This window comes from Streptomyces sp. NBC_01268 (assembly GCF_036240795.1).
Lineage (GTDB): Bacteria > Actinomycetota > Actinomycetes > Streptomycetales > Streptomycetaceae > Streptomyces.
This window is the reverse complement of sequence record NZ_CP108454.1, coordinates 6,150,054-6,163,085: the sequence shown is the minus strand read 5'-3', so window position 1 is coordinate 6,163,085 and position 13,032 is coordinate 6,150,054. Positions and strand designations below refer to the sequence as shown.

Annotated in this window: 9 protein-coding genes; 5 read left to right on the top strand and 4 right to left on the bottom strand. The window is 76.0% G+C overall.

Features of this window, described 5'->3' with window-relative positions:
• Positions 1–42: 42 nt before the first annotated feature.
• Complete coding sequence (locus OG309_RS27830) at positions 43–963, top strand: hypothetical protein (RefSeq protein WP_329424807.1); 921 nt, start codon at positions 43–45, stop codon at positions 961–963.
• Between the two features lie 25 nt (positions 964–988).
• On the opposite strand, the gene OG309_RS27825 is transcribed toward OG309_RS27830, so the two are convergent.
• Positions 989–2,236 (bottom strand): PucR family transcriptional regulator, encoded by a 1,248-nt coding sequence (locus tag OG309_RS27825; RefSeq protein ID WP_329424806.1) that lies wholly within the window; start codon positions 2,234–2,236, stop codon positions 989–991.
• Between the two features lie 150 nt (positions 2,237–2,386).
• Here OG309_RS27825 and OG309_RS27820 point away from each other — a divergent pair, with 150 nt between their 5' ends.
• Both OG309_RS27820 and OG309_RS27815 read left to right on the top strand, forming a co-directional pair.
• On the top strand, positions 2,387–3,757 hold the full coding sequence (locus OG309_RS27820; protein ID WP_329424804.1) for an alkyl sulfatase dimerization domain-containing protein: 1,371 nt from the start codon (positions 2,387–2,389) through the stop codon (positions 3,755–3,757).
• Complete coding sequence (locus OG309_RS27815; protein WP_329428573.1) at positions 3,757–5,052, top strand: MFS transporter; 1,296 nt, start codon at positions 3,757–3,759, stop codon at positions 5,050–5,052. The genes OG309_RS27820 and OG309_RS27815 overlap by 1 nt, the downstream gene beginning before the upstream one ends.
• Positions 5,053–5,152: 100 nt before the next feature.
• On the opposite strand, the gene OG309_RS27810 is transcribed toward OG309_RS27815, so the two are convergent.
• From OG309_RS27810 to OG309_RS27800, 3 genes are all read right to left on the bottom strand, one after another.
• On the bottom strand, positions 5,153–5,461 hold the full coding sequence (locus OG309_RS27810; protein ID WP_329424802.1) for an AzlD domain-containing protein: 309 nt from the start codon (positions 5,459–5,461) through the stop codon (positions 5,153–5,155).
• Positions 5,458–6,189, bottom strand: a complete 732-nt coding sequence (locus tag OG309_RS27805; protein WP_329424800.1) for an AzlC family ABC transporter permease — start codon at positions 6,187–6,189, stop codon at positions 5,458–5,460. Before OG309_RS27805 ends, OG309_RS27810 begins: the two co-directional genes overlap by 4 nt.
• A 96-nt stretch (positions 6,190–6,285) precedes the next feature.
• Positions 6,286–7,188: an AraC family ligand binding domain-containing protein gene (locus OG309_RS27800; protein ID WP_443067595.1), complete on the bottom strand. Its 903-nt coding sequence runs from the start codon at positions 7,186–7,188 to the stop codon at positions 6,286–6,288.
• 90 nt (positions 7,189–7,278) lie between these two features.
• Between OG309_RS27800 and OG309_RS27795 the strand changes: the two genes are divergently transcribed.
• Together OG309_RS27795 and OG309_RS27790 are read left to right on the top strand one after the other, a co-directional pair.
• Positions 7,279–11,943 (top strand): Lhr family ATP-dependent helicase, encoded by a 4,665-nt coding sequence (locus OG309_RS27795; protein ID WP_329424798.1) that lies wholly within the window; start codon positions 7,279–7,281, stop codon positions 11,941–11,943.
• A gap of 288 nt (positions 11,944–12,231) precedes the next feature.
• On the top strand, positions 12,232–13,026 hold the full coding sequence (locus tag OG309_RS27790; protein ID WP_329424797.1) for an Fpg/Nei family DNA glycosylase: 795 nt from the start codon (positions 12,232–12,234) through the stop codon (positions 13,024–13,026).
• The last annotated feature ends 6 nt before the right edge of the window (positions 13,027–13,032 follow it).

Here is a 13,032-nt window from a genome sequence, read left to right as displayed (position 1 = left end):
CGAAGGCCTTGTCAGACGCGGTTTCCCCCCTACCGTCGGAACATGGCCGGAAAACCCCCAGAGAACTCCTCTCCCCTCGCTCGGGCCGAGCACTTCGTCTGGCTGACCGCCCGCGTGCTCGAACAGCGCCGGTTCGCCTACCACTTCCTGCGCGGCGGCGCCGACCCGGTCGAGGCCGCGCTCGCCGCCTACCTCAACGAGGACGGCGGCTACGGCCACGCCCTCGAACCCGATCTGCGCGGTCCGGTCAGCCAGCCGCTGCACACCGCGCACGCCCTCCGGGTGCTCGACTCGATCGGCCGTTGCGGCGGGCTGCGCGTCGAGCGGATCTGCCGCTATCTGACCGAGGTGTCGACGCACGAGGGCGCGCTGCCCGCGATCCACCCCTCGCAACGCGGCTACCCGGCGGCCCCGTTCGTGCCCGTCGTCGACGCGCCGCCCGGCGCCCTGCTCTCCACCGGGCCCGTGGTCGGGCTGCTCCACCGCAACCAGGTCTGGCACGCCTGGCTGTTCAGGGCCACCGAGTTCTGCTGGGCCGCCGTCGAGTCCCTGGAGAAGTCGCATCCGTACGAGGTCCAGGCGGCGGTCGCCTTCCTCGACGGGGTCCCGGACCGCTCCCGGGCCCAGGCGGCGAGCGACCGGCTGGGGCGCCTGGTGCGCGACCAGCGGCTCGCGGTGCTCGACCCGGACCGGCCGGAGGACTTCCCGGTGGCGGACGGGTACGCGCCGGGTGAGCACCACTACCCGCACGACTACGCGCGGGTGCCGGACTCGCTGGCCCGCCGCTGGTTCACGGACGAGGAGATGTCCCGCTCCCTGGACCGGCTCGCGGCGAGCCAGGAGGAGGACGGTGGCTGGCCGGTCGACTGGCGGCAGTGGGCGCCGGGCACCGCTCTGGAGTCGCGCCCGATCGTGACCGTGGAGGCACTGCGGACGCTGCGGGCGCACGGCCGCACGATCTGACCGCCGGGCCGGCGGGCCCGCGGGGTCAGGCGCCGGTCTCCCGCAGCAGCAGCGCGGCGATCGCGGTGGCGGTGCCCTTCGGCGTGCTCAGGTCGATGCCGGTGCGCTCGGTGGTCCTGGCGAGACGGTTGTCGACCGTGTTGGGGTGCAGCCCGAGCGCGACGGCCGTCGCCCGCCGGTCCTGGCCGTGCGCCAGGTGCGTGCGGAGGGTCTCCAGGAGTTCGGGCCGGTCGGCGACCGGGTCGAGCAGGGCGGCGATCCGCCGGCCGCTCTCGCCCGGCCGGGACAGGTGGTACTCCAGGAGCACGTCGTCGAGCCGGTGCAGCCCCGGGGGCAGCCCGCAGGCCCGCGCCACCCGCAGGATCTCCCCCGCCGTGCGGGCCGCGCCGGGCACGTCGGCCGGGGTGGCGGCCGGCACGGCGGCGACGCGCAACGGGTCGCCCGCGGCCCTGGACAGGCGTGGGACAAGGTCGTCCGGCGGCTCCACGGCGCCCGGCACGATCACCCGGCCGCTGTCCGGACCGGCGTCGAGGAGGGCGGGCACCTCCACCCCGAAGACGTGGTCCAGCACCGTCTGCACCCGGCGCAGGCGGCGCCGGAAGGCGACGCCCTCGGCCCGTTCCTCCGCCCGTCCCTCCACCCGTCCCTCCGCCCGTCCCTCGCCGCGGGCCGCCGTCGGCCTGCTGATCGCGCCGACGGCGAGGACCAGGCAGGGGCCGTCGAGGCCGAGCCGTTCGAGCAGGACGTGGCCGGGGGGCAGCGTGCCGTCCAGGAGGCCTCGCACCAGGGAGCGACGGTGGGCGCGCCGCTCGGCGTCGATCGCGGAGCGCTCGTCGAGATAGGTCTCGGCGACGGCGCCCACGATGCCGTGGTGGGAGTCGAGCAGCAGGTCGGCCAGTTCGACGAGGGCGGCCTCGTCCCCGGGCCCGGCGGTCTCCCGGAGCGCCTGCCACAGCACGTACATCCCGAGCGCGTGGCTGCGCAGCAGCAGGTGGAGCGGCATGCCCTCCTCGGCGCGCTGGGCGGCGCGCTCGCGGAAGAGCCGGATGCCCGCGCGGTCCGCCGCGCCGTCCGGGCGCAGGACGCTGCGCAGGAAGAGCCGGACGCCGTGGCGGACGGTCGCCGCGATCTCCAGGTCCTTCATCTCGGCGGGCAGCGCCGCGTACCCGGGCAGCTGCTCGAAGGAGTCGCGGGCCATCCGGCGGGCCAGCTTGTTGACCTTGGGCTCGCAGCGCAGGGCGAGCGCGCGGGCCGCCTCCGAGACCTCGTGCACGGCCGCTCCTCCCTGACGCCTCCGGGGGTTGTGACGGGTCACAGTACTCACGGTCGACAGCTGTGACGCGGCAGGGTGTCGCGGCGCGCGTGAGCGGCCGAAACTCGGTGCCCGGACGTCGCGCCGCAGAGCACCGAAGGAGCCACTGGTATGACCGAGCACAAGCCGCAGGACTACCTGGAGTACGCCGACCGCGTCTGGCGCGGCGAGGAGACGCTGCTGCCGCATCTGACCGGCGCGTTCACCTCGGACGAGCTGATCGCGATCGGCGACCGCACGGCCTTCTTCCCCGCCTTCGCGAACGTCGCCGCCTTCGACACGGGCGCGGGGCTCGTCCTGGTCGACTCCGGGGACGTGCGCACGGCGGAGCTGCTGCACACCGCGGTGCGGGCGTTCAGCCCCGATCCGGTCCGCGCCGTGGTCTACACGCACGGACACGTCGACCACGTCTTCGGGGTCGCGCCCTTCGACGCCGAGCCCGTGCGCCCGGAGGTGATCGCGCACGAGGCGGTCGCCGCCCGCTTCGACCGCTACGTGGAGACCGGCGGCTACAACGCGTGGATCAACCGGCGCCAGTTCGGCGTCCCGGGCCTGGAGTGGCCGAGCGCGTACCGGTACCCGGACACGACCTATCGCGACCGGCTGACCGTCCGTCATGGTGCGTTGACGTTCGAGCTGTTCCACGCGCGCGGGGAGACGGACGACCACACCTATGTGTGGGTGCCGGAGCTGAAAACCCTCTGCACGGGTGATCTGTTCATCTGGAACTCGCCCAACGCCGGCAACCCGCAGAAGGTGCAGCGCTACCCGGAGGAGTGGGCGCGGGCGCTGCGGGCCATGGGCGAGCTGGGCGCCGAGGTGCTGCTGCCCGGCCACGGCATCCCCATCGTGGGCGCGGAGCGGGTGGCGCAGGCCTTGGACGACACGGCCCGCCTGCTGGAGTCCCTGTGCGCGCAGACCAGGGACCTGATGAACGCGGGGCTGCGCCTGGACGCCGTCCTCCACGGGGTGCAGGTCCCCGAGGAGCTGCTCGCGAAGCCGTACCTCCACCCGGCCTACGACGAGCCGGAGTTCGTCGTGCGCAACCTGTGGCGCCTGTGGGGCGGCTGGTACGACCAGAACCCGGCGAACCTCAAGCCCGCGCCGGAGGCGCGGGTCGCCGCCGAGCTCGCCGACGCGGCCGGCGGGGCGCGCGCCCTGGCCGAGCGGGCGGCCCGTCTCCTGGCGGCGGGCGAGCTGCGGCTCGCCTCGCACCTGGCGGAGACGGCGGCCCTGGCGGCGCCCGAGGACACCGAGGTGGCAGGCGTCCGGGCCAGGGTGTACGCGACCAGGGCGGAGCGGGAGACCTCGACGATGGCGCGCGGGGTGTTCCACTGGGCGGCGGCCGAGTCCGCGGCGGTCGTCGAGGGCACGGACGTGGCGACGGAGCTGACCCGCTCGGCCTCGGGCCGCGCCCGAGCCGAAGGGGCGATCAGCGTCGGCGTGGTGGGCGGCGGCGCCGACGAGGACGCGTGCTGCTGATGGAGCGGACGGCGAAGGGCAGCCCCTGGGGGACGACCTGGCTGCTGCTCACCTTCATGCTGGTGAACTTCGCGGACAAGGCGGTGCTGGGGCTCGCCGGCCCGGACGTCATGCGCGAGTTCGGCATCTCCCGGCAGGAGTTCGGGACGGCGCAGGCGGCGTTCTTCGCGCTCTTCTCGGTGTCGGCGCTCGCGGTCTCGGCGCTGACCCGCCGGGTACGCACCTCCGTGCTGCTCCTGGGGATGGCCCTGCTCTGGTCGGCGGCCCAGCTGCCGATGCTGTGGACCGCCGCCGGCTTCGGCACCCTCGTCGTCACCCGGGTCCTGCTGGGCGCGGCCGAGGGTCCCGCGTCGCCGGTCGCCGTGCACCACCTGCACGGCTGGTTCGGGCAGCGCGAGCGCACGCTGCCGACGGCGGTGCTGATGGTCGGCGCGGCGGCCGGGGTGGCGGTGGCGGCGCCCGTCCTGTCGGCGGTCGTCGCCGCCTGGGGCTGGCGCTGGGCCTTCGGGGCGGTCGGCCTGGCCGGTCTGGTCTGGGCTCTGGTGTGGCGGTCGCACGGCACCGAGGGGCCGCTCGCGCCGGAGCCGGTGAGGGGCCCGGCGGCACCGGACGCGCCCGAGGTGCCGCTGCGCCGCATCCTGCTGAGCGGCACGTTCCTGACCGCGTGCGCGGGCTCGTTCGCCGCGTACTGGCTGATGAGCTCCAAGCTGACCTGGCTGCCGGACTACCTGGAGACGGTCCTCGGCTGGGACGCGCACCGGGTCGGCCTGACGGTCGGCGCGGCGGCGGTCGCCAACGGCATGGTGCTCCTCGTCCACGGCCTGGTCGCCCAGCGCGCGGCGCGCCGGACGCGACCGGGCCTGCTGCCCGCCGGGGCGGGCGCGGGGCTGCTGCTCCTGCTCTCGGCGGCCGCGGTGGCGGTCTTCGCGACGGCGGACGCGGACTGGCTGCGGGTGCCCATGATGTTCGGGCCGATGGCACTGGCGCTGGTGATGATGACGGTCGGCCAGACGGCGTGCGCCCAGATCACGCCCCCGTCGCAGCGGGGTGCCGTGCTCGGTGCCGTGGTCTGCGTCTTCGCCCTCGGTGGCATCCTCGCGCCGCTGGTCCTGGGTGCCGTCGTGGACGCCGCTCCGACACCGGCCGCCGGCTACCGCGACGGCTGGCTGCTCACCGCCGCCCTGCTGGCCTGCGCGGGCGCCCTGACCACGCTGTTCCTGCGCCCCGAACGGGACGCGGCCCGACTGGGCGTACCGGAGACGCCGTCGGTCGCGGGGGTGCCGGTGGTGCACTGAGGGGCTCCGAATCGGCGGCACGCGCGCGTGCCGCCGATTCCGTCCCGGACCCCGCATCGGTCTGCGTCGGTCCCGCGGGGACCCGGCGTCGCCCTCGCGTTCAGCCGCCCAGCGCACGCACTCCGGCCGTGACGAGCACCGCGGCGCCGACGACCACCAGGAAGGGGGCGCGCAGGACCAGGGCGAGCGCCGCCGCCGCGAGGCCCGCGGCCCGGGCGTCGACCGTGAGGGAGCCCTGGCTGCTGAAGGTCTGCTGGGCGGTGAGCGCCGCGAGCAGGGCGACCGGCACGAGGGCCGAGAGGCGCTGGACGAGGGGGCGTTCCAGGGTGTCGGCCGGCACGAGCAGGCCGAGCAGTTTGACCAGGTAGCACCCGGCCGCGGTCAGGGCGATGGCGATCCAGACGGTCATCGGAGCTCCTCCTTGCGGTCGCGGCGGCCCTGGAACCAGAGCACGGCGGGTGCGGCGAGCGCGGCGGCCAGGACCGGGACGCCGGCCGGCAGGACCGGCAGCAGGCCGAGGCCGAGCAGGACGGCGAGGCCCGCGGTGGCGCGCTCGGTGGCCGACTTCAGCATGGGGGCGAGCAGCGCGAGGAAGACCGCGGGCCCGGCCGCGTCCAGGCCCCACGCGGCCGTGTCGCCGATGGCCTCCGCCCCGAGCGCGCCGAGCAGCGTGGTGAGGTTCCACAGCACGTACAGGGTCAGTCCGGTGACGGTGAAGCCGATCCGCGCGGCCCGCCGGTCCGGCTGGGCGAGGGAGACGGCCGTGGTCTCGTCGATCACCCACTGCGCGGCGAACGGCCGGACAGCCCGCCGCAGCGCGAGCAGCTGGCTGAGCCGGAGGCCGTAGAAGGCGTTGCGGGTGCCGAGGAAGAACGCGCCGGCCGCGGCCGTGAACGGGTTCCCGCCCGCCGCGAGCGCGCCCACCAGGGCGAACTGCGAGGCGCCGGTGAAGACCAGCAGGCTGAGCGCGCAGGTCTGGAGCAGGCTCAGGCCCGATCCGGCCGAGGTCACGCCGAAGGCGAAGCCGGACAGGCCGACGGCGATCCCCACTCCGAGCGCGTCGCGGACGACGGCCGCGTCGCTCTTGGGGGGTGCCGGCTCGTCGCGTATGTCGGGGGGTGCTGTCTGTTCTGCCACGTCAGAGACGGTACGGGCGGCGACGGGGACGCGTCTTGTACGTTCTTGCGCGCCGCGCGCGGGCGGGAGGGCCGGGGCCTGCTCCCGGGCAGCGCCCTACCGCTGCCGCTCCCCCGTCCCCCGCGCGCGCTGGTACGCGCCCGGAGGCACGCCCACGCTGCGGGTGAAGTGGCGGTTGAGGTGGGGCTGGTCCGTGAAGCCGACGGCGACGGCGGCCTGGGCCGGGGGCGTCCCCGCGTCCAGGAGGCGCCGGGCGCGCCGGACCCTGGCGTCGGTCAGCCAGGTGTGCGGCGGCATGCCGTAGGCCCCGCGGAAGGCCCTGAGCAGGGCGAAGGGGCTGGTGCCGAGCTCTGCGGCGAGCTGTTCCAGCGTCGGCGGGTCGGCCATCCGCTCCTCCAGGACGGCCCGTGCGAGGGCCGCGTCGCGGGCGCCGGCGGCTCGGGGGGCCAGGGGCTGGACGCGGCCGCCGTGGCTGCGCAGCATCCGTGCCGTGACCAGCCGCAGCAGGCTGTCTGCGGCGAGCGCGTTGCCCTCCTCGGCGGCCCGGTGCACCCCGACGACCAGCTGTGCCGCGTGCGGATCGTCGATGACGGGCTCCACGAAGCCGATCGTGGAGGACCGGACCGCGAGGGTGTCGGCCGCGATGGCGCGGACCAGCTCGGCGTCCGGGTAGATCGTGCGGTACGTCCAGCCCTCGGGCACGCCCGCGTGCCCGGTGTGCGGGGTGTCGGGGTTGACCAGGGCGATCTGCCCGGGCCCCGCCCGGACGAGGTCGCTGCCGTAGTGGAAGGCCTCGACGCCCTCGGTGATCGCGGCGAAGACGAAGCTCTCGTGGGTGTGCCGGGAGAACTCCTTGCGGACGTAGTGGGCGTGCAGCAGGTCCACCCCGGTGAGCCCGGCCGGGCGCCAGTACCGGGCGCGCTCGCCGCGTGCGACCCGCTCGCCGGGGGCCCCGTGCTCCCGGGCCGCGCGCCCGAGCCGCGTGTCACCGCTCGCCATGCCCCCATTCTGCGCCACCGCGCCGCCCCGCCACGAACGGGTTTCCCCAGGTCCGGGCAGTTGTCAGTGGCGGGGTGCACGATGGGTGGCATGGTCAGGTCCGCGCTCGACTCGTTCTCCCCCGCGACCCGCAGCTGGTTCACCGGGGCCTTCACCGCGCCCACGGCGGCGCAGGAAGGCGCCTGGGAGGCCATCGGCGCGGGCTCGGACGTGCTCGTCGTCGCCCCGACCGGTTCCGGCAAGACGCTCGCCGCCTTCCTCGCCTCGCTCGACCGGCTGGCCGCCACGCCCCCGCCGGCCGACGCCAAGAAGCGCTGCCGGGTGCTGTACGTGTCCCCGTTGAAGGCGCTCGCCGTCGACGTCGAGCGCAATCTGCGCTCGCCGCTGACCGGCATCCGCCAGGAGTCGGTGCGGCTCGGCCTGCCGGAGCCGGACGTGAAGGTGGGCATCCGCTCCGGCGACACCCCGCCGGCCGAGCGGCGGGCGCTGGCGACCCGGCCGCCGGACATCCTGATCACCACCCCCGAGTCGCTGTTCCTGATGCTGACCTCGGCCACCCGCGACGCGCTCGCGGGCATCGAGACGGTCATCCTGGACGAGGTGCACGCGGTGGCCGGGACCAAGCGGGGGGCGCATCTGGCGCTCTCCCTGGAGCGGCTGGACGAGCTGCTGCCCCGGCCGGCCCGCCGGATCGGCCTGTCGGCGACGGTCCGGCCGGTGGAGGAGGTGGCGCGCTACCTCTCGCCGCAGCGGAGGGTCGAGATCGTCCAGCCGCCCTCCGGCAAGGAGTTCGACCTGTCCGTGGTCGTGCCCGTCGAGGACATGGGCGAGCTGGGCGGCTCGCCCGCCTCCGACGCCTCCGGCGGGGCTGACGGGGGCGACCGGCCCTCGATCTGGCCGCACGTGGAGGAGCGGATCGCCGACCTGGTGCAGGCGCACCGCTCGACGATCGTCTTCGCCAACTCCCGCCGCCTGGCGGAGCGCCTGTGCAACCGGCTGAACGAGATCGCGTACGAGCGGGCCACCGGCGAGGCCCTGCCCGACGGGAAGCCGCCCGCCGAGATCATGGCGCAGTCGGGGGCGGCGCAGGGCGCCCCGCCGCTGCTGGCCCGCGCGCACCACGGTTCCGTCTCCAAGGAGCAGCGGGCCCTGGTCGAGGAGGACCTGAAGGCGGGCCGGCTGCCCGCCGTGGTGGCCACGTCCAGCCTGGAGCTGGGCATCGACATGGGCGCGGTGGACCTGGTGGTCCAGGTGGAGTCGCCGCCCTCGGTGGCCTCCGGGCTCCAGCGCGTGGGCCGCGCGGGGCACCAGGTGGGGGCGGTGTCCACGGGAGTGGTCTTCCCGAAGTACCGGGGCGACCTGGTGCAGTCGGCCGTGGTGACCGAGCGGATGCGCAGCGGCTCCATCGAGTCGCTGCGGGTCCCGGCCAATCCCCTGGACGTCCTCGCCCAGCAGCTGGTGGCGACGGTCGCACTGGACAGCTGGCAGGCGGACGACCTCCTGGCGCTGGTCCGCCGGGCGGCGCCGTTCGCCTCGTTGCCGGAGTCGGCGTTCACGGCGGTCCTGGACATGCTGGCCGGCCGCTATCCCTCGGACGCGTTCGCGGAGCTGCGCCCGCGCGTCGTGTGGGACCGGGTCGCGGGCACGGTCACGGGCCGCCCCGGCGCCCAGCGGCTGGCCGTCACCTCCGGCGGCACGATCCCCGACCGGGGCCTGTTCGGGGTGTTCCTGGCGGGCGCCGACCCCAAGAAGGGCGGCGGCCGGGTCGGGGAGCTCGACGAGGAGATGGTGTACGAGTCGCGGGTCGGCGACGTGTTCACGCTGGGCACGACGTCCTGGCGGATCGAGGACATCACCCGCGACCGGGTCCTGGTGTCGCCCGCGCCGGGCGTGCCGGGCCGGCTGCCGTTCTGGAAGGGCGACCAGCTGGGCCGGCCGCTGGAGCTGGGCCGCGCGGTGGGCGCCTTCCTGCGCGAGGTGGGCTCCCTGCCGCCGGACGACGCGCGGCTGCGCCTGGTCGCGGCCGGTCTCGACGCGTGGGCGGCGGACAACGTGCTCGCGTACCTCGCCGAGCAGCGCGAGGCCTGCGGCCATGTGCCGGACGACCGGACGATCCTGGTGGAGCGTTTCCGGGACGAGCTCGGCGACTGGCGGGTCGTCGTCCACTCCCCCTTCGGGGCGCAGGTGCACGCCCCGTGGGCGCTGGCCCTCGGCGCCCGGCTCGCCGAGCGGTACGGGATGGACGCCCAGGTGATGCACGCCGACGACGGCATCGTGCTGCGCCTGCCGGACGCCGACCTGATGGGCCTGGACCTCCTCGACGGCGACCCGGGCGGCGCGGGCGGGCCCGTGGACCCGAGCCGGTTCGGCGACACCGCCTTCGACGGCGACCAGGCACCCGTCGGCGCGGCGGACGCCGTCTTCGACAAGGGCGAGATCGGGCAGATCGTCACCGACCAGGTGGGCGGCTCCGCCCTGTTCGCCTCGCGCTTCCGCGAGTGCGCGGCGCGCGCCCTGCTGCTGCCCAAGCGCAATCCGGGCAAGCGCACCCCGCTGTGGCAGCAGCGCCAGCGGGCGGCGCAGCTCCTCCAGGTGGCGAGCGAGTTCGGCTCCTTCCCGATCGTCCTGGAGGCGGTCCGCGAGTGCCTCCAGGACGTCTTCGACGTGCCGGGCCTGACCGAGCTGATGGGGGACATCGAGGCCCGGCGGGTGCGCCTGGTCGAGGTGACCACACCCGAGCCGTCCCCGTTCGCCCGCTCGCTGCTCTTCGGCTACGTCGCCCAGTTCCTGTACGAGGGCGACTCGCCGCTCGCCGAGCGGCGGGCGGCCGCCCTGTCGCTGGACTCGCGGCTGCTGGCCGAGCTCCTCGGGCAGGCGGAGCTGCGGGAGCTGCTCGACGCCGACGTGCTCACCGAGCTGGAGCGCGAGCTGCAGTGGCTGACCGAGGACCGGCGGATCAAGGACGTGGAGGGCGTCGCCGACCTGCTGCGGGTCCTGGGGCCGCTCACCGAGGCGGAGCTGGCCGAGCGGGGCGCCCGGGCCGAGTGGGCGGCGGAGCTCGGCCGGGCCCGCCGCGCGATCCGGGTCCGGATCGCGGGGTCCGAGCACTGGGCGGCGATCGAGGACGCGGGCAGGCTGCGGGACGCGCTCGGCACGGCGCTGCCGGTCGGCGTGCCCGAGGCGTTCACGGAGCCGGTGAAGGACCCGCTGGGCGACCTGCTCGCCCGCCACGCCCGGACCCACGGCCCGTTCACCTCCTCGCAGGCCGCCGGGCGCTTCGGCCTGGGCACGGCCGTCACCGACGGCGCCCTCCAGCGGCTCGCGGCGGCCGGGCGGGTCGTGCAGGGCGAGTTCCACCCCTCCGGCATCGGCCAGGAGTGGTGCGACGCCGCCGTGCTCCGGCGGCTGCGGCGCCGCTCGCTCGCGGCCCTGCGTCACGAGCTGGAGCCGGTCGCCCCGGCCGCCCTCGCCACGTTCCTGCCCCAGTGGCAGCACCTGGGGAGCAACAGCCTGCGCGGGATCGACGGTCTGGCCCGCGCGATCGAGCAGCTCCAGGGCGCTCCGGTGCCGGCCTCGGCGCTGGAGAAGCTGATCCTGCCGTCCCGGGTGCGGGACTACTCCCCGGCGCTGCTCGACGAGCTCACGACGACCGGCGAGGTCGTCTGGGCGGGCGCGGGGGCGCTGCCCGGCAAGGACGGCTGGATCTCGCTGTATCTGGCGGACGCGGCGCCGCTGCTCCTGCCGCCGCCGCACCCGCTGGAGCCGACCGCGCTCCACGAGTCCGTCCTGACGGTGCTCTCCGGCGGGTACGGGCTGTTCTTCCGCCAGATCGCCGACCAGGTGCGGGCGACCACCCACCCGGACGCGACGGATCCGCAGCTGGCGGACGCCGTGTGGGACCTGGCCTGGTCGGGGCGGCTCACCAACGACACCCTGGCGCCGCTGCGCGCCCTCCTCGGCTCGGGCCGCACGGCCGGGTCGACGGCGCACCGCGCCCGGCGCACGGTCCCGCGCGGCCGGTACGGGACGCTCACGGCCGCCGCCCGGCCCGCCTCGCGCACGGGGCCGCCGACGGTGAGCGGCCGCTGGTCGCTGCTGCCGCCGCCGGAGCCGGAGCCGACCCACCGGGCGCACGCCCTGGCCCGCACCCTCCTGGACCGGCACGGGGTGGTCACCCGGGGCGCGGTGGCGGCCGAGGGCGTCGAAGGCGGCTTCTCGGCGACGTACCGGATCCTGTCCGCGTTCGAGGACAGCGGGCAGGCCCGCCGCGGCTACGTGGTGGAGGGGCTGGGCGCGGCCCAGTTCGCCATGGACGGCGCCGTCGACCGGCTGCGCGCGGCGGCCAACGCCCGGGACCGGGGCGCCGAGGAGGGCGCCGGGCCCCGCGCGGTGGTCCTGGCGGCGGCCGACCCGGCGAACGCGTACGGCGCGGCCCTGTCCTGGCCCGAGCCGCCGACGGGTGCCGGTCACAAGCCGGGCCGCAAGGCGGGGGCGATGGTCGTCCTGGTCGACGGCGAGCTGACGCTCTACATGGAGCGGGGCGGCAAGACCCTGCTGTCCTGGCCGGCGGACCCGGACTCCCCGGCGCTGCGGGCCGCGGCGGAGGCGCTGGCGGCAGCGGCCACGGCGGGCTCGCTCGGCACGGTGACGGTCGAGCGGATCAACGGCGCCACCGCGCTGACCTCCCCGCTGTCCCGCGCCCTGGAGACCGCGGGCTTCCACGCCACCCCCAGAGGACTCCGCCTGCGCGCCTGACGACACCGGAACGCGCCCCGGCTGCGCACCTGACGGGCGCCGGGGCAGGGCTGGCTGCGCACCTGACCGGGGCCCGGGGACGCGCCCTCTCCGGCCCCGGGGACGCGCCCTCTCCGGCCCGAGTGTCCAGGCCCCACGGGACGCACCCGGCCCCGCCCCGGGGCAGGCCCGGCTGCGCACCCGACCGCCGCCCGCCCTCCCCGTCCGGGGCGCGCCCGCAGCCACATCCCGGCGCCTCGACGCGCACATCCGGCGCCTCCACGGACTCACCCGGGGCATCATGGCCCCATGCCCGAAGGAGACACCGTCTGGTTCGTCGCCCACCGGCTGGACACGGCGCTCGCCGGGCGGGTGCTCACGCGGTCGGACCTGCGCGTGCCCCGGTTCGCGACCGCCGATCTCACGGGTCGGCGGGTCCTCGACGTCACCCCGCGCGGCAAGCACCTGCTGACCCGGATCGAGGGCGGGCTCACGCTCCACTCCCATCTGCGGATGGACGGGGCGTGGCGGGTGTACGCCACCGGGGAGCGCCCGCACGGGGGCCCGGAGCACCAGATCCGCGCGATCCTGGGGAACGCCGAGTTCACGGCGTACGGCTACCGGCTCCCCGTCCTGGAGCTGCTCCGTACGGCCGACGAGGTCCGGGCCGTGGGCCATCTCGGCCCGGACCTGCTCGGTCCCGACTGGGATCCGGGAGAGGCCGTGCGGCGCCTCGGCGCGGACCCGACGCGTCCGCTCGGCGAGGCCCTGCTGGACCAGCGGAACCTCGCCGGGATCGGCAATGTCTACAAGTCGGAGCTCGCCTTCCTCGCCGGTGTCACGCCCTGGCTGCCGTTCGGCGACCTGGCGCCCGGCGTCCCGGAACGCCTGGTGGCCACCGCGCACCGGCTCCTGGAGGAGAACAAGGAGCGCCCCGACCGCCGGACGACGACCACCCGCCGCCCCACGGAGCGGCTGTACGTCTACGGGCGCGAGGGCCGCACCTGCCTGCGCTGCGGCGGCGCGGTGCGCAAGGCGGAGCTCGGTGACCGCGTGACGTACTGGTGCCCCGGCTGCCAGAAGGGCCCGCGGCGGGAGCCGTGACCCGGG

What these genes read in the sequence shown, in the direction of transcription:
- OG309_RS27830 (WP_329424807.1), top strand. Translation starts at nt 43, where the DNA reads ATGGCCGGAAAACCCCCAGAGAACTCCTCTCCCCTCGCTCGGGCCGAG.
- OG309_RS27820 (WP_329424804.1), top strand. Translation starts at nt 2,387, where the DNA reads ATGACCGAGCACAAGCCGCAGGACTACCTGGAGTACGCCGACCGCGTC.
- OG309_RS27815 (WP_329428573.1), top strand. Translation starts at nt 3,757, where the DNA reads ATGGAGCGGACGGCGAAGGGCAGCCCCTGGGGGACGACCTGGCTGCTG.
- OG309_RS27810 (WP_329424802.1), bottom strand. Translation starts at nt 5,461, where the DNA reads ATGACCGTCTGGATCGCCATCGCCCTGACCGCGGCCGGGTGCTACCTG.
- OG309_RS27800 (WP_443067595.1), bottom strand. Translation starts at nt 7,188, where the DNA reads ATGGCGAGCGGTGACACGCGGCTCGGGCGCGCGGCCCGGGAGCACGGG.
- OG309_RS27795 (WP_329424798.1), top strand. Translation starts at nt 7,279, where the DNA reads ATGGTCAGGTCCGCGCTCGACTCGTTCTCCCCCGCGACCCGCAGCTGG.
- OG309_RS27790 (WP_329424797.1), top strand. Translation starts at nt 12,232, where the DNA reads ATGCCCGAAGGAGACACCGTCTGGTTCGTCGCCCACCGGCTGGACACG.